18 protein-coding genes are annotated in these 20,923 nt (G+C 66.7%); 10 read left to right on the top strand and 8 right to left on the bottom strand.

Going from position 1 to position 20,923, the window contains the following annotated elements:
- Positions 1 to 24 precede the first annotated feature (24 nt).
- The 6 genes from AC5QAH_RS17990 to AC5QAH_RS18015 all read right to left on the bottom strand — a co-directional run bounded on the left by AC5QAH_RS17990 (position 25) and on the right by AC5QAH_RS18015 (position 5,207).
- On the bottom strand, positions 25 to 816 hold the full coding sequence (locus AC5QAH_RS17990; protein WP_019337597.1) for a lysophospholipid acyltransferase family protein: 792 nt from the start codon (positions 814 to 816) through the stop codon (positions 25 to 27).
- A 120-nt stretch (positions 817 to 936) separates the two neighbouring features.
- On the bottom strand, positions 937 to 1,371 hold the full coding sequence (locus AC5QAH_RS17995; RefSeq protein WP_010487227.1) for a hotdog fold thioesterase: 435 nt from the start codon (positions 1,369 to 1,371) through the stop codon (positions 937 to 939).
- 10 nt (positions 1,372 to 1,381) lie between these two features.
- Complete coding sequence (locus AC5QAH_RS18000) at positions 1,382 to 3,433, bottom strand: phospholipase D family protein (RefSeq protein ID WP_329763253.1); 2,052 nt, start codon at positions 3,431 to 3,433, stop codon at positions 1,382 to 1,384.
- Entirely contained in the window at positions 3,430 to 4,047 is a 618-nt protein-coding gene (locus tag AC5QAH_RS18005; protein WP_043400783.1) for a YceI family protein, read from the bottom strand. Before AC5QAH_RS18005 ends, AC5QAH_RS18000 begins: the two co-directional genes overlap by 4 nt.
- A gap of 4 nt (positions 4,048 to 4,051) precedes the next feature.
- The gene (locus AC5QAH_RS18010) at positions 4,052 to 4,528 is read right to left on the bottom strand and encodes a SixA phosphatase family protein (RefSeq protein ID WP_005407539.1); all 477 of its coding nucleotides are present in this window, start codon (positions 4,526 to 4,528) and stop codon (positions 4,052 to 4,054) included.
- A gap of 49 nt (positions 4,529 to 4,577) precedes the next feature.
- Positions 4,578 to 5,207: a nucleotide-binding protein gene (locus AC5QAH_RS18015; RefSeq protein WP_010487235.1), complete on the bottom strand. Its 630-nt coding sequence runs from the start codon at positions 5,205 to 5,207 to the stop codon at positions 4,578 to 4,580.
- Between the two features lie 123 nt (positions 5,208 to 5,330).
- Here AC5QAH_RS18015 and AC5QAH_RS18020 point away from each other — a divergent pair, with 123 nt between their 5' ends.
- Positions 5,331 to 6,815: an AAA family ATPase gene (locus AC5QAH_RS18020; RefSeq protein WP_010487236.1), complete on the top strand. Its 1,485-nt coding sequence runs from the start codon at positions 5,331 to 5,333 to the stop codon at positions 6,813 to 6,815.
- 576 nt (positions 6,816 to 7,391) lie between these two features.
- Here AC5QAH_RS18020 and AC5QAH_RS18025 read toward each other — a convergent pair.
- Positions 7,392 to 8,027 (bottom strand): tetratricopeptide repeat protein, encoded by a 636-nt coding sequence (locus tag AC5QAH_RS18025; RefSeq protein WP_019337591.1) that lies wholly within the window; start codon positions 8,025 to 8,027, stop codon positions 7,392 to 7,394.
- 169 nt (positions 8,028 to 8,196) lie between these two features.
- Here AC5QAH_RS18025 and AC5QAH_RS18030 point away from each other — a divergent pair, with 169 nt between their 5' ends.
- The 4 genes from AC5QAH_RS18030 to AC5QAH_RS18045 all read left to right on the top strand — a co-directional run bounded on the left by AC5QAH_RS18030 (position 8,197) and on the right by AC5QAH_RS18045 (position 13,281).
- Positions 8,197 to 11,883, top strand: coding sequence for an indolepyruvate ferredoxin oxidoreductase family protein (locus AC5QAH_RS18030; RefSeq protein ID WP_495232476.1), 3,687 nt, complete (start codon positions 8,197 to 8,199; stop codon positions 11,881 to 11,883).
- Positions 11,884 to 12,044: 161 nt separating this feature from the next.
- A complete protein-coding gene (locus AC5QAH_RS18035; protein WP_010487243.1) occupies positions 12,045 to 12,302 on the top strand; it encodes a helix-turn-helix transcriptional regulator in 258 nt (85 codons plus the stop codon).
- A gap of 3 nt (positions 12,303 to 12,305) precedes the next feature.
- Positions 12,306 to 12,671 carry a HipA N-terminal domain-containing protein gene (locus tag AC5QAH_RS18040; protein WP_235652456.1) on the top strand — a complete coding sequence of 122 codons (366 nt, stop codon included), beginning with the start codon at positions 12,306 to 12,308 and terminating at the stop codon, positions 12,669 to 12,671.
- Positions 12,601 to 13,281, top strand: coding sequence for a HipA domain-containing protein (locus AC5QAH_RS18045; RefSeq protein ID WP_313412693.1), 681 nt, complete (start codon positions 12,601 to 12,603; stop codon positions 13,279 to 13,281). The genes AC5QAH_RS18040 and AC5QAH_RS18045 overlap by 71 nt, the downstream gene beginning before the upstream one ends.
- Here the strand turns inward: AC5QAH_RS18045 and AC5QAH_RS18050 are convergent, their stop codons facing one another.
- Positions 13,282 to 13,896 carry a DUF938 domain-containing protein gene (locus AC5QAH_RS18050; RefSeq protein WP_313412687.1) on the bottom strand — a complete coding sequence of 205 codons (615 nt, stop codon included), beginning with the start codon at positions 13,894 to 13,896 and terminating at the stop codon, positions 13,282 to 13,284. It lies immediately after the preceding gene.
- 669 nt (positions 13,897 to 14,565) lie between these two features.
- Here AC5QAH_RS18050 and AC5QAH_RS18055 point away from each other — a divergent pair.
- The 5 genes from AC5QAH_RS18055 to AC5QAH_RS18075 are packed head-to-tail and all read left to right on the top strand — an operon-like array spanning position 14,566 to position 20,922.
- Entirely contained in the window at positions 14,566 to 16,197 is a 1,632-nt protein-coding gene (locus AC5QAH_RS18055) for a TldD/PmbA family protein (RefSeq protein WP_495232477.1), read from the top strand.
- A gap of 27 nt (positions 16,198 to 16,224) precedes the next feature.
- On the top strand, positions 16,225 to 17,859 hold the full coding sequence (locus AC5QAH_RS18060; RefSeq protein ID WP_495232478.1) for a TldD/PmbA family protein: 1,635 nt from the start codon (positions 16,225 to 16,227) through the stop codon (positions 17,857 to 17,859).
- Positions 17,860 to 17,880: 21 nt separating this feature from the next.
- The gene (locus AC5QAH_RS18065; protein ID WP_495232479.1) at positions 17,881 to 19,215 is read left to right on the top strand and encodes a TldD/PmbA family protein; all 1,335 of its coding nucleotides are present in this window, start codon (positions 17,881 to 17,883) and stop codon (positions 19,213 to 19,215) included.
- Positions 19,215 to 19,922, top strand: coding sequence for a DUF4159 domain-containing protein (locus tag AC5QAH_RS18070; RefSeq protein ID WP_012509667.1), 708 nt, complete (start codon positions 19,215 to 19,217; stop codon positions 19,920 to 19,922). The genes AC5QAH_RS18065 and AC5QAH_RS18070 overlap by 1 nt, the downstream gene beginning before the upstream one ends.
- A gap of 16 nt (positions 19,923 to 19,938) precedes the next feature.
- A complete protein-coding gene (locus AC5QAH_RS18075; protein WP_495232480.1) occupies positions 19,939 to 20,922 on the top strand; it encodes an AAA family ATPase in 984 nt (327 codons plus the stop codon).
- The last annotated feature ends 1 nt before the right edge of the window (position 20,923 follow it).

The raw sequence follows: 20,923 nt of genomic DNA on the forward strand, positions 1-20,923 counted from the left end.
GGCGGTATCAGGGCCACCGCACCCTCACTGCGTGCTCATGGCCGCCACGATGCGCGCGCGCGAGGTTTCCGCGATGCGTCGACGGCCTTCCAGGTCCTGGGTACCGATCGGCTCCAGGAAATGCACTTCGGTATGCCGCGCCGGCTCACCCAGCAGGCGCAGGAAATTGGCGGCGAAACTCTCGCCCGGGCCGAACGCGACGATGGTCTGTGCGTCGCCCTTCATCCCGTACACCAGCGCCACCGGCTGCACCGGCACGCCGGTTTCAACCGCGGCCTGGAAGATGCGGGCATGGAACGGCCCCACTTCGTGGCCACCGCGGGTGCGCCCTTCCGGGAACACACCGACCGCCTTGCCGGCACGCAGGCGATCGGCCATCACCTGCATCACCCCACCGAGCGATTCGGTGTTGCCACGCTGATGGAAGATGGTCTGGCCGCGCGCGGCGAGCCAACCCACCAACGGCCAGCTGGCGATCTCGCGCTTGGCAACGAAGCCCATCATGCGCTGGCTGTGCAGGATGGAGATGTCGACCCAGCTGACGTGGTTGGCGACGAACAGAACGGCACCGGGCAAGGGCTGGCCCACCCGTGACAGGCGGAAGCCGAAGATCCACATCAGCCCGCCCTGCCACCAGTTCACCACCTTCGCGCCGAAGGTATCCTCGCCCACGCGCAGCTCGCCCCACGGCGGAAGCATGCCGATCAGGATCAGCGGCAGGAACACGGTGATGTGGACCAACAGCAGCGGTACGCGGTACAGGTAACGGCACACACGCGCCACGCCGCCACGGGGGGCCGGAGTGGGGGAAGTCATCCGCGCACGATACCGGAGCGCCGCGGCAGCTGCCAGCCGATTTAGGCCATAACCGCCATTGACCGGGGCAATCGGCGGGGAACGCTGGGTTCTGCCGCCGTCAACACGCCCGACGGGGGCTCAACCGTGGCCGGCGGCCACCACCGCCAGGGTCAGCCGCGAGATGCACACCAGCCGGCCCTGCTCGTCCTCGATGCGGATTTCCCACAACTGGGTACTGCGGCCCACGTGCAGCGCGCGCGCGGTGCCGGTGACAGTCCCCGAGCGCACCGCACGCACATGGTTGGCGTTGATTTCCAGGCCCACGCAGATCTGCTTTGCGGTATCCACGCACAGGTTGCCGGCGCTGCTGCCCAGGGTCTCGGCCAGCACCACCGAGGCACCGCCGTGCAGGATGCCGTAGGGCTGCCGGGTGCGCTCGTCCACCGGCATGGTGGCCTGCAGCCAGTCTTCGCCCGCGGCGCTGAAGACGATGCCCAGCGACTCGATCGCCGTGTTGCGGCTGAGCGCATTGAGCTGCTCGATGGAAACAGCTTCGCGGAACACCTGGGTCATGCGGGCACCTTCAGAGAATGGGAACGAGGCCGGCACCGAATGCGGTCAGCATGCGCACCAGCAGCCACTTCGGGCCGACGTTGACTTCGGGGAAGTCGCCGACGGCAACGTAGCAGCGATGGAAATCCGGGTCCTGCCGTGGCAGCGGCTGCGGGCAGTCCGGGCCGGGCTTGAACTCGTAGTCGGTGGCATAGCGCCACGGCCAGAAGTCGAGAATCGGCAGCGCTTCGGAGGCCTTGCCGACGCTGTAGTTCAGGCCCGACAGCACCGGCGGCTTGGCCCGCGGCGCCACCGTCCACGAGTTCTGCGGATGGGTATCGCGCAGGATGCTCTCGGCCAGCTGCTCGGCGAAGACCGGATCGTCGATGATCACCGCGCCTTCGGTGTTGTAGTTCTCGCTGCGCGGATCGAAGTTGTGGGTGCCGACCACGCCGATGCGGCGGTCGACCACCAGCGACTTGGCGTGCAGGCCCATGCGGGCACCCTTGCGGGTGACCGGCAACGGCTTGTTGACCGCCTTGCTGCCCAGGAACGACGGACGCGTCTCGGTACGCAGCAGGCGCGTTTCCACTTCGCTGCCAGCGGCACGACGGCGTTCGCGGGCGTTCTGGTAGGCGCTGCCGGTACGCGGATGGTTCACCGGTACCTGCCTACGGGTCGCGGCCAGATCCCCATCGCTGCCACCGCCGGCATTGCTGCCAGCGGCGCTGCCGCCAATCAGCGGATTGCGCCCGCCGTCGTCGTCGCCCGCGGGCGCGGCGACCGGATCAGGCAGCAGGTTGCGGTAGTCGACCGGTGCATCCAGCGGGAACGGCTTGTATTCGAAGATGTTGAAGCCCAGTTCGCGCATGTTGCGCCGCTTGTACTTGTACGACAGCGCATACACGATCGGGTTGTCGGTGGCCGCCAGGCTGTTGCTCGACACCACCACGCGCGGCGGCTGCGGGCGCTTGCGCAGCTCACGGAACAGCTTCTGCGCCGGCTTGGACAGCACCAGGTACGGGGTCTGCAGGATCACTTCCTTCTGCGCACCGGCAATGAGCGCATCCAGCTGTGGCTCGGTCACGTGCTGGCCGGCCAGCGGGGTATCGGCTTTCTCGCGGCGGTGCTTGCGCGGCAGGTCGGCGACGTAGCGCACCGAAGCCACCGGCAGCGCGGTATCCACGAAGGAACGGGTGACGAAGTCCATGTCATTGGCTTCGGCGCTGACCCGCTGCACCCGCTCGGGGCGGCGGAAGGTGGCCGGTGGCAGCACCGGCACGCCCTCGCGCAGCAGGGTGCGGCCCACGTCATTCAGGCGCTCGGCTGGCACGCTGCGGTGGGCGCGCCAGAACGCATCGAAGTTGGCCGCCATCGCGCGCGCTTCCGGGCCGGCGATCATGACGTCGCGGTCGCGGAAGTTGTACTCGCGGTCCCAGTCGTAATAGTCGTCCTGGTAGTTGCGGCCGCCGACCACACCGATCGCATCGTCGATCACCAGCAGCTTGTTGTGCATGCGCTGGTTGAACCGGCGGAAGCAGCACAGCACGCTGCCGGCGTAGTCGAAGTAGTTCAGCCGGGCCTTGCCGAAGGTCGGGTTGTAGACCCGCAGCTGGAAGTTCTGGTGGGCACCGGACAACGCGCCAAGGATCTGCAGGTCGGAAATCGCCGAGAGCTGGTCGATCAGCACCCGCACCTTCACCCCGCGCCGCGACGCGGCCAGCAGTTCGTCGATGACCAGCCGTGCGCTGTCGTCCTTGTCGAAGATGTAGGTCTGCAGGTCGATGCTGCGGGTGGCACTGCGCAGCAGGTTCAGGCGCGCCACCAGGGCGCCCTCCCCCTCATCCAGCAGGGTGGCGTAGTGGCGCGGCTGCTCCGGGGTGGATTCGGTGAACGCCCGGCCGGCCAGCGCACGCAGCGGCGAGTCCTGCGCGCAGCGGTCGGCGCGCTGGCAGTCGACCTGGGTCGATCGCGCCTGCACGGCGATGGCCTCGGCACGGTCGCGCTCGGCAGTGGACAGCGATGCACAACCGCTGCCCAGCAACACGGTTGCCAGCGCCAGTACACGCAGCAGGAGGTTCACGGTTTCGGCGCCTCGCTCAGGCGCGCTCGCAATACGAAGGTCACTCGGTCACTCAAGGCAAGCTGCCAGCTGTCCATTCCATACCGGCCTCGCTGCACGGTACCGCGGCTGACGACGTCGCAATCATAGCCGGGTCGGGCGCACTCCGCCTTCTCGACCTTCAGTGTCTCGGGGTGGCTGATCCCGCGCAGGGTCAGCCGCCCGTTGATGTCGCCCCCGTCTTCCACGGTCTCCGGCCAGTACGGCAGCGAGTCGAACTCGACCACCGGGTGGCGGCCCGCGTCGAAGAACTCCTCGCCGCGCATCCAGCCGGTGTAGCGCGCCTTGCCGGGGATTTCGACCGAGCGCGTGAACATCTTCAGGTGCACCTGGTGGCGGCCATCGGAGAGGACCTCGATGCGACCTTCGAAGTGCGGGAACAGGCCTTCGATGCGCTGCCCGAAGCGGGTGCGCACCTCGAAACCGATCTGCGAGCGTTGGGTATCCAGGCGCAGGACCCGGTGCGCCTCGGCGACCACCGGCGGCAGGGGCGTTGGCGGTGGCGCGGCAGCCCAGGCCGCGCCGGAAACCAGCAGCACGGGCAGCAGAAAGCGGCTGCGCCGCGCCAGGCTCATTGGATCACGGCCACCAGAACGCGTTCAGGCTGGCCACGCCCGGCTCGATCGAGGCCTCGCGCGGGAACCCGAGCACGGCAATGCCAGCCGGCGGCATGCCGCGATAGTCGCTGCTGGTGCCTTCCGTCATCAACGCCACCAGGCGCTCCAGGCCGGGGTTATGGCCGACGATCAGCACCCGGTCGAGATCACGGCGGTCGTCCACCAGCGCAGCGAGGGTGCCGGGGGTAGCCTCGTAGATACGGTCTTCCAGGCGCTTCTCGACGTAGCCGATGGTGCCGAGCACGGCTTCCAGGGTTTCCCGGGTGCGCCGCGCCGGTGAGCACAGCACGCAGTCCGGCAGCAGGTTGTTCTCCTTCAGCCACTTGCCGGCGGCTTCGGCTTCGGCGAGCCCCACCGGCGACAACGGCCGGTCGAGGTCGGCCTGGCCGGGGGTCGCCGGTTCGGCATGGGCATGGCGCAGCAGGATCAATTCACGCATCGCGGGTTTCCATGAAGAAGAGGATGCAGCAGAAAGAGTGATGCAGGCATCAAAGCTTGAGCCAGGACAGCAGCGGCTCCCAGTCGGCCTGGTGCTCGCGCACCTGGGCCGAGCGGTAGTCGAACAGGCTGCGGCCAAGGCCGGTCATGACCACGTAGCTCTGGCTGTCGCGCAGCTGCGCGACCACCGGGTACGGCCATTCACCCAGCATCTGCAGCGCCTGCTGCGAGGTCTGGGTCCATGGCTTGGTACGGTTGAGCACCAGCCCCACCGGCAGCTTGCGGCTGTGCACGCGCGGGTTCTGGGCCAGGCTGTTGAGGAAGCCGACGATCGCTTCGATGTCCAGCGCCGAGGGCAGCACCGGTACCACCACCGCGTCGGCAGCGTCGAGGAAATGGGGAATATCGTCAGCCAGGGCACCGGCCGGCGCGTCGATGATGACGGTGTCGGTGCCATCGGGCAGCTTCTGCGCCCACTGCTTCTTCCGATACACATCGATCGGCAGCACCGCGCTTTCCAGCCCGGCACGGCGTTGTGCCCAGCGGGTGCTGGAGCCCTGCGGGTCGGCATCGGCAATCACCGTGGCCTTGCCCTGCAATGCCGCGTACGCGGCCAGGTGGGTGGCGACGGTGGTCTTGCCCACCCCGCCCTTGGAACCGGCCACCAGGATCGTCTTCATGCCAGCCTCGCTTCCGGGTACGTGCCCCGAGCGTACACCGGCGATGGTGACGGGAGGTAGCGTCGTGCTGAACCAGCGGCCATCGCCTTTGCTATCGTGGCGCCCCCGAAGGATCGAACCGGCATGAGCGAACTGCAGGATCTGAGCGCGTTGATCCGCGCCAACACCCCACTGATCGTCATCGAGACCCAGGACGAGGGTCGCATCGTCGAGCTGTTCCGGCAGACGCTGATGCACGTATGGCGGGCGCTGCACCGCTGGTCGATCACCGAGGGCCTGCGCCGGATCGACCTGGACAGCGAAGACCCCCCGGTCGGGCCGCCCGACGCCAGCGCGGCCCTGCAGATGATCCGCCAGGCGGAGCAGCGCGGGGTCTACCTGCTGCTCGATTTCCATCCCTACCTGGGCTATGCCAGTCACCAGCGCGCCCTGCGCGACCTGATCCAGCGCCGCCACAGCGAGCCGCATGTGCTGGTGCTGATTGGTGCCAAGGTGGAGCTGCCGGCCGAGCTGGAAGCACTGGCGGTGCGCTTCAACCCGCGCCTGCCCGATGCCAACGCCCTGTTGAAGATGCTGCGCGAAGAGGCCGACGCCTATGCGCGTGAGCATGGCGGCCGCCGGGTTGAAGTCGACAGCGAGGCGGTGAAGAAGATCCTGAAGAACCTGCAGGGCCTGAGCCTGGTCGATGCCCGGCGCATCGCCCGCCAGCTGATCTACGCCGATGGCGCGCTGCGCGACGACGACCTGCCACAGCTGGCACGGCTGAAGTTCGAGCTGCTCAACCGCAGCGGCCACCTGTTCTTCGAGCACGACAGCGCGCGCTTCGGCGATGTGGCCGGTGCCAACCGGCTCAAGCGCTGGATCAACCAGCGCCGCGTGGCCTTCATTGCCGGTTCGGCCCCGGCCGGGCTGGACCCGCCGCGCGGCATGCTGCTGCTGGGCGTACAGGGCTGCGGCAAGTCGATGCTGGCCAAGGCCACCGCCGCCGGCTTCGGCGTACCACTGCTGCGCCTGGACGTGGGCGCGCTGTACAACAAGTACCACGGCGAGACCGAGGCGAACCTGCGCCAGGCGCTGGCCTCGGCCGAGCAGCTGGCGCCCTGCGTGCTGTGGATGGACGAGATCGAGAAGGGCCTGGCCAGCGGTGGCGAGGACGGCGGCGTGTCACGCCGCGTGCTCGGTTACCTGCTGACCTGGATGGCCGAGCGCAAGGCGCCGGTGTTCATCGTCGCCACTGCCAACCAGGTGCACGAGCTGCCTGCCGAACTGCTGCGCAAGGGCCGCTTCGACGAGATCTTCTTCGTCGACCTGCCCTCGCCTGACGTGCGCGTGGAACTGCTGCGGCTGCACCTGGGCCGGCGCCAGCTCAACGCCGACGACTTCGCACTGCCCGCGCTGGCGGCGGCCGCCAATGGGTTCTCCGGCGCCGAGATCGAGCAGGCGATCGTCGCCGGCCTGTATGCGGCGCATGCCGAGGGCCGGCCGCTGGACACCGAGCTGCTGATGAACGAGATCCGTGCGACGCGGCCGCTGTCGGTGCTGATGGCCGAGCAGGTGGAGGCACTACGGGCGTGGGCGTCGGGGCGGACAGTTTCCGCGGACGATTGAGTTTCCAGCGAACGGCGCAGCCCCTCGTGGTTGTTCGCTGAAGGCGAATGCCGGGTGGGGCCGGGCGGGCAGGCCGCGCAGGGGACGCTGCAAGTACGTCCATGTAAGCTCGATCGCCGCATCCATGCGGCTCACGCCCCTGCGCAGCCTACCCACCCGGCCTCTGCCAGTTTCCGTTGGCGATCAGCCACGTAGAAGAAAGAAGAAGAGCAAAAGTAAAAGCGCTTGGCCGGCCGCTCTTTGTAGAGCCGAGCCCACGCTCGGCTGCATTTCGATCAGATTTCGAATATTCGATTCCGATGCAGATTCATCCACGCATGGCGTGGATCTACCGTGTCGACCAAGGTCGACACCTACCCACAGCTGCGAAAATCTGTCGAAGGCGGGGCACTGTGGGTTTGCGGGGTGTGAGCCGCATGGATGCGGCGACCAAGCCCCCATGGATGGGTTTACGGCGTCCCCGCAAACCCACAGTGCCCCGCCATCCCACCGGAAGACCGCTGTTGCTGTTGCTGTTGCTTTGGCTTTGGCTGTTGCCTCTGCGGGTGCCGGGTGCAACCCGGCCGAACCGCTCCCTCAGGGCCAGGCAGGCGGCGCGGCAACCCACGCCTGCTGCACTTCGGCCAGCGATGCGCGCTCGTCCTCCCGCCACTGCGGCAGCAATTGCGCATGGTGGGCACTGGTACTCCACTGCGTCGGCTCGGTACGCACAGCAGCGGCATACCACTGCACCGCTTCCTGTTTCTGCCCCATCCGCCACAGCGCCAGCGCATAGGTCGGCGGTACCCAGCTGGGCTTGCTGCGCGCATTGCCGGCCGAAGCCAGCCACTGTTCCAGCGCTGCCTCCGGCTTGCCCTGGCGCAGCAGGTCCCAGCCGTAGTTCCAGCGCACGCTGCGGCCACTGCTGCTCTGCGCCGGGGCCTCTTTCAGAGCTTCGCCGTACAGCTGCTCGGCCAGTTCACCGCGACCCTGCGCCCCGGCCACCGATGCCAGCTGTACCGTCGCCTCGACCGCGCGGCGGCCGCGTTCACGCAGCTTGACCAGCTGGGCCACCAGGTCATCGCCCTCGCCGTGCACCGCCACCATCGGCGTGGCCGCCGGGTCGTTGTCGAAGTAGAACTCCTGTGGTGCCGGCACGACCGGCGCGGCCCACGCAGTGACCACTCCCGAGGCCAGCAGCATGCTGGCCAGGATCTTTCCTGGAACTGACATCCCTTCTCCCCAGGCCGCAACTGCAGCCTCCCTCTCTCTTCCCGATCCTAACCCCAGCACCGCCACGGGCGCGAGTGCCGGGGCCTGCGCGGCCCCGCTGCTACAATTCGCGCCTTTCCCGCCGCGTGCCTGCACGCGGCCGGTGCCAGCCGATCCTACCGGGCCAGCCATGACCAGTACCGCGCAACTCACTTCGCCCTCTTCCGCCGACCTGATCGACCGTGACTACACGCTCGACCACAAGTACACCCGCAACGAGGGGCGGATCTACCTGAGTGGCGTGCAGGCGCTGGTGCGGCTGCCGCTGATGCAGCGCCTGCGCGATGCCGCCGAAGGCATCGACAGCGCCGGCTTCGTCAGCGGCTATCGTGGCAGCCCGCTGGGTGGCTTCGATCTGGAGCTGTGGCGCGCGCGCAAGCATCTTGAGGCCGCCAAGGTGAAGTTCACCCCCGGCCTGAACGAGGACCTGGGCGCCACCATGGTGTGGGGCACGCAGCAGACCAACCTGTTCCCCGGCGCCAACGTGCAGGGCGTGTTCGGCATGTGGTACGGCAAGGGCCCGGGCGTGGACCGCTGCGGCGACGTGTTCAAGCATGCCAATGCTGCGGGTACCTCGCGCTACGGCGGCGTGCTGGCGCTGGCCGCCGATGACCATGCCTGCCGCAGTTCGACCCTGCCGCACGGCAGCGAAGACGAATTCGTCAGCGCGATGATGCCGGTGCTGAACCCGGCCGGCGTGCAGGACATCCTGGACATGGGCCTGCTGGGCTGGGCGATGAGCCGTTACACCGGCCGTTGGGTCGGCTTCAAGACGATCGCCGAGACGGTGGAATCGTCGGCCTCGGTGGAGGTCGATCCGCTGGCACGCCGCATCGTGCTGCCGGAAGACTTCGAGATGCCCTCGGGCGGCCTCAACATCCGCTGGCCGGACCCGCCGCTGGACCAGGAAATGCGCCTGCACCGCTACGCGGTGAAGGCCGCGCAGGCCTTCGCCCGCGCCAACGCCGTCGACAAGGTGGTGATGGACGCGCCGCGCGCGCGGCTGGGCATCGTCACCACCGGCAAGAGCTACCTGGACGTGCTGCAGGCGCTGGAATACCTGGGCCTGGATGAAGCCGCATGCGCTGACATCGGCATCCGCGTGTACAAGGTCGGCATGACCTGGCCGCTGGAGCCGGAAGGCATCGCCCGCTTCGCGCAGGGCCTGGAAGACATCATCGTTGTGGAGGAGAAGCGTGCCTTCATCGAGCGCCAGATGAAGGAACAGTTCTTCAACTGGCCGGCCAGCTGGGGCCAGCGCCCGTCCATCGTTGGCAAGTACGACGAGAGCGGCGAATGGATCCTGCCGTCCACCGGTGAACTGACGCCGGCCACCATCGCCGGCGTGATCGGCCGCCGCATCCAGAAGTTCTTCAACAACGAATCGATCGAGCAGCGCCTGCAGTGGATGCAGGAGAAGGAAGCCGAGCTTGCGCTGCCGCGCGCCAGCTTCCCACGCGTACCGCATTACTGCTCGGGCTGCCCGCACAACACCTCCACCCAGGTGCCGGAAGGCTCGCGTGCGCTGGCCGGCATCGGTTGCCATTACATGGTGACCTGGATGGACCGCAGCACCGATACCTTCACCCACATGGGCGGCGAAGGCGTGACCTGGGCCGGGCAGGCGCCGTTTACCGACACCCCTCACGTGTTCCAGAACCTGGGCGACGGCACCTACTTCCACAGCGGTTCGCTGGCGATCCGCCAGGCGGTCGCCGCCGGCGTCAACATCACCTACAAGATCCTCTACAACGATGCGGTGGCGATGACCGGCGGCCAGCCGGTGGACGGCCCGCTGAGCGTGCCGGACATCGCAAAGCAGATGCGCGCCGAAGGCATCCACACCATCGTGGTGCTGTCGGACAACATCGGCAAGTGGACCGGCCAGCGCGAGCACTTCCCCAGCGATGTCGAGTTCCACGACCGCAGCGAACTGGACGAAGTGCAGAAGCGCCTGCGTGAAGTGAAGGGTGTTTCGATCCTGATCTACGAACAGACCTGCGCCACCGAGAAGCGCCGCCGCCGCAAGCGCGGCAAGCTGGAAGACCCGCAGAAGCGCGTGCTGATCAACTCGCTGGTCTGCGAAGGCTGCGGCGACTGCGGCAAGAAGAGCTTCTGCGTGTCGGTGCTGCCGAAGGAAACCGAGTTCGGGCGCAAGCGCGAGATCGACCAGTCCAACTGCAACAAGGACTATTCCTGCGTGAACGGGTTCTGCCCGAGCTTCGTCACCGTGCACGGTGGCCAGCCGCGCAAGGGCAGCAAGCGCGATGCCTCCACCCTGCTGGACAACCTGCCGGCGCCGACCATCCGCGGCACCCTGGAACAGCCCTGGAACATCCTGATCACCGGCGTGGGCGGTACCGGCGTGGTGACTATCGGCGCGCTGCTGGGCATGGCCGGCCACCTGGAAGGCAAGGGCGCGACCGTGCTCGACCAGACCGGCCTGGCGCAGAAGGGTGGCGCGGTGACCACGCACATCCGCATCGCCCGCCGACCGGACGACATCCACGCCGTGCGCATCGCCGCCGGTGAAGCCGACCTGGTGCTGGGCTGCGACATGGTGGTGGTCAACGACTACTGGGCGCTGTCGAAGGTGCGTGCCGGCCGTTCGCAGGTGGTGCTGAACACCTACGAAGCGATGCCGGGCACCTTCACCACCCGCCCGGACATGCAGTTCCCCGCCGCCGACATCGTGGCCGGTGTGCGCGTGGCGCTGGGGGGCGAGGAACCGCTGCTGCTCGATGCCACCCAATTGGCCACCGCGCTCCTGGGCGACGCCATCGCCGCCAATCTGTTCATCCTCGGCTATGCGTGGCAGCAGGGCCTGGTACCGTTGTCGTTCGAGTCGCTGATGCGCGCCATCGAACTCAACGGCGCCGCCGTGGCGATGAACCAGCAGGCCTTCGCCTGGGGTCGCCTGGCCGTGGTCGACCCGCAGGCCGTGCAGCAGGCGGCCGGCCTGGTGCGCAACCGCCACACCGATACCGAATCCACCCCGGGCCCGCTGCACCCGCTGCCGCCGGGCGAGTGGGAAGGCAACGAATGGGGTGCCACCGCCGCACCGCGCAACACCGGCGACGAACGCGAACTGCGTGGCCTGCCCTCGCATGGCGGCGACGTGGCCTTCCTGCCGCTGGACGACGCGCGCCTGTCGCGTTCGCTGGACGAAATGATCGAGCGTCGCGCCGCCTTCCTGGTCGAGTACCAGGATGCCGCCTATGCCAACCGCTACCGCAGCCTGGTCGAGCGCGTGCGCGCCGCCGAAGCCGACCGCATCGGTGGCTCCACCGCGCTGACCGAAACCGTGGCCCGCTACCTGTTCAAGCTGATGGCCTACAAGGACGAGTACGAAGTTGCCCGCCTGTACACCAGCGGCGACTTCCAGCGCCGCCTGCAGCAGCAGTTCGAGGGCGACTACCAGCTGCGTTTCCACTTGGCACCGCCGCTGTTCGCCAAGAAGGACGAGCAGGGCCGGTTGCTGAAGAAGGAATACGGCCCGTGGATGTTCAAGGCCTTCGGGCTGCTGGCGAAGCTGAAGTTCCTGCGTGGCGGCCGACTCGACGTGTTCGGCCGCACCGAGGAACGCCGCATGGAGCGCAAACTGATCGGGGATTACGAGGCGACCGTGCAGCTGCTGCTGGATGGCCTCGATGACGACCGCCTGGCGCTGGCGGTGGAGATCGCCAGCGTGCCCGAGCACATCCGCGGCTTCGGCCACGTCAAGGAAGCGCATTTCGCGCAGGCCAAGGCACGGGAAGCGGCGCTGCTGGCGCAGTGGCGCAATCCGAAGGCGCTGCATATCGTGCAGGTGGCTTGACGCGGCACTGCGTAACGTAAAGGCAACCCATAGGTTGCATAACGGAATTGCAATCGATAGGTTGCCTCCCCAACAAGAAAGCGATAGGTTGCTTGTCGTAAAGCAACCTATCCTTTGCGTACGCGTTGGCGTACGGTCATCTTTCCTGGGGGACTGCCGGTATGGACAGGCCGCTGCACACAGTGAGGACAGCCCAACAACTTGCGCCCCTGATGCGTGCTTTCCGGCGTCAAGCGGGCCTGAGCCAGGCTCAGTTGGCGGAGCAACTTGGCATCAGCCGCCAGGCAGTGGGCGCGCTGGAACGCGACCCTGCATCAGCAAGCTTTGAACGCCTGATGCGGATCTGGGCTGTGCTGGGTCTGGAGGTCAGCCTGCAACAACGAAGTCCCCAGGAGAACCTGTCGTCATTGGAGTGGTGAGCCATGGGTACGCTGCAGGTCTGGATGAATGGTGTAGAGGTCGCACTATGGGATGACGTCCGGAATGGGTCATCCCGGTTGTCGTACGTCAGCCAATGGGTCAGCTCGCCCCAGTCCCGACCGTTGTCGCTCTCGCTCCCCCTACTCCCAGAGGGCGAGAGCCATCGGGGCAACGTCGTCAACGACTACTTCGATAACCTTCTCCCCGACAACGTCACCATACGCAACCGGATCCGCGACCGGTTCGCCACGCGCAGCAGCGATACGTTCGATCTTCTTGAAGCCATTGGTCGGGATTGTGTGGGCGCAGTGCAATTGCTGCCGCCTGCGCATCCACCCGGGGACGTCCAGCAGATTCCAGCGGTTTGACCGTCGATTGTCTGCGGATCGCCGGTGGTGGCTGCGCCTGCCACAGGAAGACATGTGCCAGGTCTTTGGTCTGCCCGCTGCCAGAAAGTATGAATCCGATGGCGGCCCTGGCATCGTCCCGATCATGGATCTGCTTCGACAGTCCGAACACCCCGAGGATCGCGCGATCTTCTTCAAGACGCAGATTCTTTTCTGGATGCTGGCCGCAACCGACGGCCACGCCAAGAATTTCAGTGTTCACCTGGAAGCCGGCGGACGCTTCCGACTGACGCCCGTCTACGACGTGCTGTCGGTGTATCCCATCCTCGGTAGAGGACCCAATCAACTCGACCCACGAAACGCACAGCTCGCCATGGCCGTGCAGGGCAAGAACCGCCACCGGAAACTGCACCTTGTGCGACGCCGGCACTGGAACGAAACCGCGCGCGCCTGCGGTGTTGCCGATGGTGCAGAACCGTGGATCGAAGCACTGATTGCAGCCGTCGAACCCGCCATCGAGCACGTCACCCATCAGCTCCCAAGCAACTTCCCAGCGAGCGTGTCCGAACCGATTTTCAACGGACTACGTGCTGCAGCCGCTCGACTTTCCAGCATGGCCTCCGACGCATGATCACCCCAGCCGCCACAGCAGCAGCCGGTTGTTGGCCGGCATCGCCACGTCGCGCAGGCGGGTGAAGCCATTGTCCGCAGCCAGCGCATGCACGGCTTCCACATCGCGGATGCCGCTACGCGGATCACGCGCCTTCAGCCAGGCATCGAACTGCGCATTGCTGTCACTGGTGTAGCGGCCACCGTAGTTGAACGGCCCGTAGACCGCCAGCAGCGCACCGTGACGCAACAGTGGCGGCAGCGCGCCGAACAGTACCTGCACGTACTCCCAGCCCATGATGTGCAACGTGTTGGCGCTGAATGCGGCATCGAACGAGCTGCCCTCCGGCAGGGTCAGGCCCGCTGCCGGCGGCAGTTCCACCTGCAGCGCCACGGGCGGCAGCAGGTTGAGCAGCGCCGCCTCGGCGCGCCACGCCTCGATGCCAGGCAGATGGTCCGGATGATCGCTGGGCTGCCAGCGCAGCCACGGCCAGCGCTCGGCGAAGAAGGCGGCGTGCTGGCCGGTGCCGCTGCCGATCTCCAGCACCCGGTGCCGGTCGCCCATCCAGGGGTCGAGTGCGGTGGCGATCGGTTCGCGGTTGCGCTCGCAGGCTTCTGAATACGGCTTGTTCGACATCAGGGACGGTGTCCAGGCGGGGTCAGCCCCATTGTGCACGAGGGGGTGTTGCTCGACAGGGCGGCGCCCTGCACCCGCCGAAGCAACGGCAACAGCAACAGCGGGCTTCCTGTGGGATTGCGGGGTGGGTCCGGTTGCGGGGGACGCCGTAAATCCGTCCATGGAGGCTCGGTCGCCGCATCCATGCGGCTCACGCCCCCGCAACCGGACCCACCCCGCCTTCGACGGTTTCCTGCGGTCTGTTGGAACGGCTCTTGGGGTCAGATCCGTTTTCCACAGGAAAACGGATCTGACCCCGGATACATTTCGATATCTGACAGATTGTGTCGACCAAGGTCGACACCCACCAACAGCACACGAAATCTGTCGAAGGTGGGGCGGTGTCGGAGTGCGGGGTGTCAGCCGCATGGATGCGGCTGCCAAGCCTCCATGGACGGATTCACGGCGTCCCCGCACTCCGACACCGCCCCACCCACCCACGGAATGCCCGCTTTTGACGTTGACGTTGCCCTGGCTTGAAGCAGGTGCAGGGCTGCAAGCCCTGCCGAAACCCCCACCAACCATGACTGCAGTCACTTGCCCGGACGCGCCGCGCTGGCGAAAGTCGAGGAGTTGACGTGATCGGTCCGGCCCGTTGCCAACCGCACGCAAGCGAGAGAGAGAAACGCTGTGCAACGACGTGAGTTCCTGGCTTTTTCCGGTCTGGGCCTGGCGGGCCTGCTGCTGCCGCATTCCCGTGCCATCGCCGCCGAGCAGCTGCTCGCACCGGTCGATACCGCCCAGCGCCGGCGCCTGGCGGACGTGGCGCTCGCCGCCGCGCGCACCGCCAAGGCCAGCTACTGCGATGTCCGCATCGGCCGCTATCTCAACCAGTCGGTCATCACCCGCGAACACCAGGTCGGCAACGTGACCAACCGCGAATCGTCCGGCGTGGGCGTGCGGGTGATCGTCAACGGCGCCTGGGGCTTCGCTGCAACCCATCAGCAGACCGAGGCCGCCGTGCGCGCTGCGGTCGAGCAGGCGGCGGCGATCGCCCGCGCCAACGCCGGCATCCAGACCCGGCCGGTGCAGCTGGCGCCGACGCCGTCGGTGGGTGAGGTCCGCTGGCAGACGCCGGTCCGCAGGAACGCGATGGCGGTGCCGATCCAGGACAAGGTCGAGCTGCTGCTGGCGCTCAACGCCGCCGCGCTGAATGCGGGCGCCGACTACATCAATTCCACCCTGTTCCTGGTCAACGAACAGAAGTACTTCGCCTCCAGCGACGGTTCTTTCATCGACCAGGATATCCATCGCATCTGGCTGCCATTCACCGCCACTGCCATCGACAAGGCCAGCGGCAGGTTCCGTACCCGCGCCGGCCTCTCCTCGCCGATGGGCATGGGCTACGAGTTCCTGGATGGCGATGCGAGTGGCAAGGTCCAGCTGCCCGGCGGCATCACCGCCTACCGCGATTCCTACGACCCGGTCGAAGACGCCATCGCCGCCGCACGCCACGCGCGCGAGAAACTGAAGGCGCCGTCGGTGAAGCCCGGCAAGTACGACCTGGTGCTGGACCCGTCCAACCTGTTCCTGACCATCCACGAGAACGTCGGCCACCCGTTGGAGCTGGACCGCGTGCTCGGCTACGAAGCCAACTACGCCGGCACCAGCTTCGCCACGCTGGACAAGCGCGATGCCGGCTTCCGCTGGGGCAGCGACATTGTCACTTTCTTCGCCGACAAGACCCAGCCGGGCAGCCTCGGTGCGGTCGGCTACGACGATGAAGGGGTGAAGACCCAGCGCTGGGACCTGGTGCGCGACGGCATCCTGGTCGATTACCAGGCCACCCGCGATGAAGCCCACATCCTCGGACGCGATGCGTCGCACGGCTGCAGCTATGCCGATTCCTGGTCCAGCGTGCAGTTCCAGCGCATGGCCAATGTCTCGCTGGCGCCGGGCAAACAGCCACTCAGCGTCGAGGACATGGTCAAGGACGTGGAGAACGGCATCTACATCCACGGCCGTGGCTCCTATTCCATCGACCAGCAGCGCTACAACGCACAGTTCGGCGGCCAGCTGTACTACCAGATCAGGAACGGAAAGATCACCGGCATGGTCGAGGATGCGGCCTACCAGATCCGCACGCCGGAGTTCTGGAACGCCTGCACCGCCATCTGCGATGAACGCGATTTCCGCCTCGGCGGTTCGTTCTTCGACGGCAAGGGCCAGCCCGGCCAGGTGTCAGCGGTCTCGCACGGTTCGTCCACCACCCGTTTCAACGGCATCAACATCATCAACACCGCGCGCAGTCTCGGCGCTTGAGCCACCCGTCCTTCATGGAGAGCAGCCTTGCACAGACGTGACTTCCTGGCCCTGACCGGGCTTACCGCTGGCGGCCTGATCGTGCCGTCGTTCTTCGGCAAGGCGATCGCCGCCGAGCAACTGCAGTCCAGCCTCGACCCTGCGCTGAAAAAGCGCCTGGCCGACGCCGCCCTGCAGGCCGCACGCAGCGCCGGCGCCACCTACTGCGACGTGCGCATCGGCCGCTACCTGCGGCAGTTCGTGATCACCCGCGAAGACAAGGTGCAGAACGTGGTCAACACCGAGTCCACCGGTGTGGGCATCCGCGTGATCGTCAACGGCGCCTGGGGCTTTGCCGCCACCAATGCGCTCAGCACTGCCGACGTAGCCCGTGCCGCGCAGCAGGCGGCGGCCATCGCCAAGGCCAACGCGGGCGTGCAGACCGCGCCGGTGCAGCTGGCCAAGGCGCCGGGCGTGGGCGAAGTCAGTTGGAAGACGCCGATCCGCAAGAATGCGATGGAGGTGCCGATCAAGGAGAAGGTCGACCTGCTGCTGGACGTCAACGCTGCGGCGATGGGCGCTGGCGCCAGCTTCGTCAATTCGATGCTGTTCCTGGTGAACGAGCAGAAGTACTTCGCCTCCACCGATGGCTCCTACATCGACCAGGACGTGCACCGCATCTGGGCACCGATGACGATCACCGCCATCGACAAGGCCAGCGGCAAGTTCCGCACCCGCGAAGGGCTGTCCGCGCCGATGGGCCTGGGCTATGAGTATCTGGATGGCGCCGCTGCCGGCAAGGTGCTGACGCCCAACGGCGTGGTCAACTACGGCTCGTCCTACGACATGAAGGAAGATGCCATCGCAGCGGCCAAGCAGGCGCAGGAGAAGCTGAAGGCGCCGTCGGTGAAGCCTGGCAAGTACGACCTGGTCCTGGATCCGTCGCACACCTGGCTGACCATCCACGAGTCGATCGGCCATCCGCTGGAACTGGACCGCGTGCTCGGCTACGAAGCCAACTATGCCGGTACCAGCTTCGCCACCCTGGACAAGCGCGAGCAGCACTTCCAGTACGGCAGCGAACACGTGAACATCTTCGCCGACAAGACCCAGCCGGGCAGCCTCGGCGCGGTGGCGTACGACGATGAAGGCGTGAAGTGCAAGCGCTGGGACCTGATCAGCAACGGCAAGCTGGTGGACTACCAGACCATCCGTGACCAGGCCCACATCCTCGGCAAGACCGAATCCGATGGCTGCTGCTACGCCGACTCGTGGTCCAGCGTGCAGTTCCAGCGCATGGCCAACGTGTCGATGGCGCCGGGCAAGTCGCCGCTGAGCGTGTCGGACATGATCAAGGACGTGGAGAACGGCATCTACATCATCGGTGACGGTTCGTTCTCGATCGACCAGCAGCGCTACAACGCGCAGTTCGGCGGCCAGCTGTTCTACGAGATCAAGAACGGCAAGATCACCCGCATGCTTGAGGACGTGGCCTACCAGATCCGCACACCGGAGTTCTGGAATGCCTGCAGCGCCGTCGCCGACGAGCGCGATTACCGCCTGGGCGGTTCGTTCTTCGACGGCAAGGGCCAGCCCGGCCAGGTCTCGGCGGTCTCGCACGGGTCTTCGACCGCGCGCTTCAACGGCATCAACGTCATCAACACCGCACGCAGCCTCGGCTGATCGGTCAGGAGCCCTTACACCATGAGTATCTTCACCGAAGCCCAGGCCAAGGCCATCCTCGACAAGGTCATCGCCCTGTCCAAGGCCGACGAGTGCACCGCCGTACTGGCCGGGTCGATCAACGGCAACATCCGTTTTGCCCTGAACAATGTGTCCACCAGCGGCATCGTCGACAACACCGAACTGGCCGTTACCGTGGCCTTCGGCAAGCGCGTGGGTACCGCTTCGATCAACGAGTTCGACGACGCCGCGCTGCAGCGCGTGGTCCGCCGCGCCGAAGACCTGGCCCGGCTTGCCCCGGAGAACCCGGAGTTCATGCCGGCCATCGGCAAGCAGAGCTATCGCGCCAGCCCGACCTTCAGCGAATCCACTGCCGCCATCGATCCGGCCTTCCGCGCCAAGGTCGCCGCCGATTCGATCGCGCCGTGCCGAGGCAACGGGCTGATCGCTGCAGGCTTCCTCGAAGACGGCCAGGGCTTCTACGCTACGGCCAACAGCAACGGCAACTTCGGCTACCAGCGCACCACCAACTTCGACTACACCTGCACCGTGCGCACCGAAGACGGCCGTGGTTCGGGCTGGGTGGGTCGCAACCTGAAGGACGCGGCCGACTTCAAGGCCGACCAGGACATCCGCATCGCGATGCGCAAGGCGACCGAGTCGCAGGAAGCCAAAGCACTGGAACCCGGCAAGTACACGGTGATCCTGGAGCCGGCCGCGGCCGCGGGCCTGATCAGCTTCATGATGAACTTCTTCAGCGCGCGCTCGGCCGATGAAGGCCGCAGTTTCCTGTCGAAGAAGGGCGGCGGCAACAAGCTGGGCGAGCAGGTCTACGATCCGCGCGTGAACATGCATGCCGACCCGTGGCACCCGGAAGCGCCGGTGCTGCCGTGGGATGGCGAAGGCATGCCGCGCGACCGCATCGCCATCATCGAGAACGGCAAGATCGCCAACCTCGACTATTCGCGCTTCTGGGCGCAGAAGCAGGGCAAGACCGCGAAGGCCACGCCCGGCAACCTGCTGATGAGCGGTGGCGAGAAGAACACCGCCGAGCTGGTGCGCGGTACCCAGAAGGGCATCCTGGTCACCCGCACCTGGTACATCCGCATGGTCGATCCGCAGACCGTGCTGCTGACCGGCCTGACCCGCGATGGCACCTTCTACATCGAGAACGGGCAGATCAAGTACCCGGTGAAGAACTTCCGCTTCAACGAATCGCCGGTGATCATGCTCAACAACATCGAAGAGCTGGGCAAGCCGGTGCGCGTGGCCGGTGACGAATCCAGCTTCGTGATGATGATCCCGCCGATGAGGCTGCGCGATTTCACCTTTACCTCGTTGTCCGACGCGGTCTGATGGATCGCCGGGCCTGCCTGCGCTGGTTGGCCGCTGCCGCTTCGGCGGCAGCGCTGCCGGCCTTCGCGCAGGCGGGCCCGCGCAGTTCGCGCTACGACTTCTGGTTCACCCGCCTGCAGTACGACTCCGGTGACTGGGACGTGGACGCGCGCATGCCGTCCAACCTGATCACCTCACTGATCGACTACACCTCGCTGCGCGTGGACCCGCAGGAACACGTGGTGGCGCTGGCCGACCCGCGCATGCTGGAGGCGCCGTTCTGCTACCTGGCGGGGCACACGCTGGTGGAGTTCAACGCCGCCGAACGGCAGAACTTCGTGCGCTATGTTCGCAATGGCGGCTTCGTCTTCGTCGACGACTGCAACCATGACATCGACGGCCTGTTCGCCACCTCATTCGAGGCGCAGATGGGTCGCCTGTTTGGTCCGAAGGCACTGCAGAAGCTGCCCAACAGCCACGCGCTGTACCGTAGCTTCTTCCGCTTCCCCGATGGCCCGCCCGCCACCAGCTTCGAACTCAACGGCTGGGGCGACGACCTGGTGCACGACTACCTGAAGGGCATCGAGGTCGATGGCCGCCTGGGGCTGCTCTACAGCAACAAGGACTACGGCTGCGAGTGGGACTACGACTGGCGCAACAAGCGCTTCCTGGCCGAGGACAACACCCGCTTCGGCGTCAACATCGTGATGTACGCGTTGAACAATTGATAGGACCTGCACGCCCATGACCTCCCCCGACCTCGATTCCCTGCTGCCGCGCCTGGATGCGCTGCGCGCCGCGCTTGCACGCGCGGTGGTTGGCCAGAACACCGTGGTCGAACAGCTGCTGATCGGCCTGCTGGCCGGCGGCCATTGCCTGCTGGAAGGTGCGCCCGGGCTCGGCAAGACCCTGCTGGTGCGCTCCCTGGGCCAGGCGCTGGAACTGCAGTTCCGGCGCGTGCAGTTCACCCCGGACCTGATGCCCAGCGACATCCTCGGCACCGAGCTGCTGGAAGAAGACCACGGCACCGGCCATCGCCATTTCCGTTTCCAGCAGGGCCCGATCTTCACCCACCTGCTGCTGGCCGACGAGCTCAACCGTACCCCGCCCAAGACCCAGGCCGCGCTGCTGGAAGCCATGCAGGAACGCACGGTCAGCTACGCCGGCACCACCTACGCGCTGCCGGCGCCGTTCTTCGTGCTGGCCACGCAGAATCCGATCGAGCAGGCCGGCACCTACCCGCTGCCGGAAGCACAGCTGGACCGCTTCCTGCTGCACGTGCTGGTGGATTACCCCAGCGAAGACGAGGAGCGGCAGATCCTGGAACAGACCACCGGCGGTGCCACCGACGCGGTGCCGAGGGTGATGGATGCCGAAGCGGTCATCGCACTGCAGGCCGCGGTGCGCCAGGTGCACGTCAGCCCCGATGTGCTGGCCTGGATCACCCGCCTGGTACGCGCCAGCCGTCCGGGCGACGGCGCGCCGGCCGCCATCAACCAATGGGTGAAATGGGGCGCCGGCCCGCGTGCCGGGCAGTCGCTGGTGCTGGCCGCCAAGGCCCGTGCGCTGCTGCAGGGCCGGTTTGCCGCCACCCGTGAGGATGTGCAGGCGCTGGCCGCACCGGTGATGCGCCATCGCCTGCTGCTGTCGTTCGCCGCCGAGGCCGAGCAGAAGCGTGCCGACGACGTGGTCGCTGCGCTGCTGCAGGCCGTGCCGTTCCCGGGTTGAG

Source organism: Stenotrophomonas sp. YJH_SMC_43 (assembly GCF_059372535.1).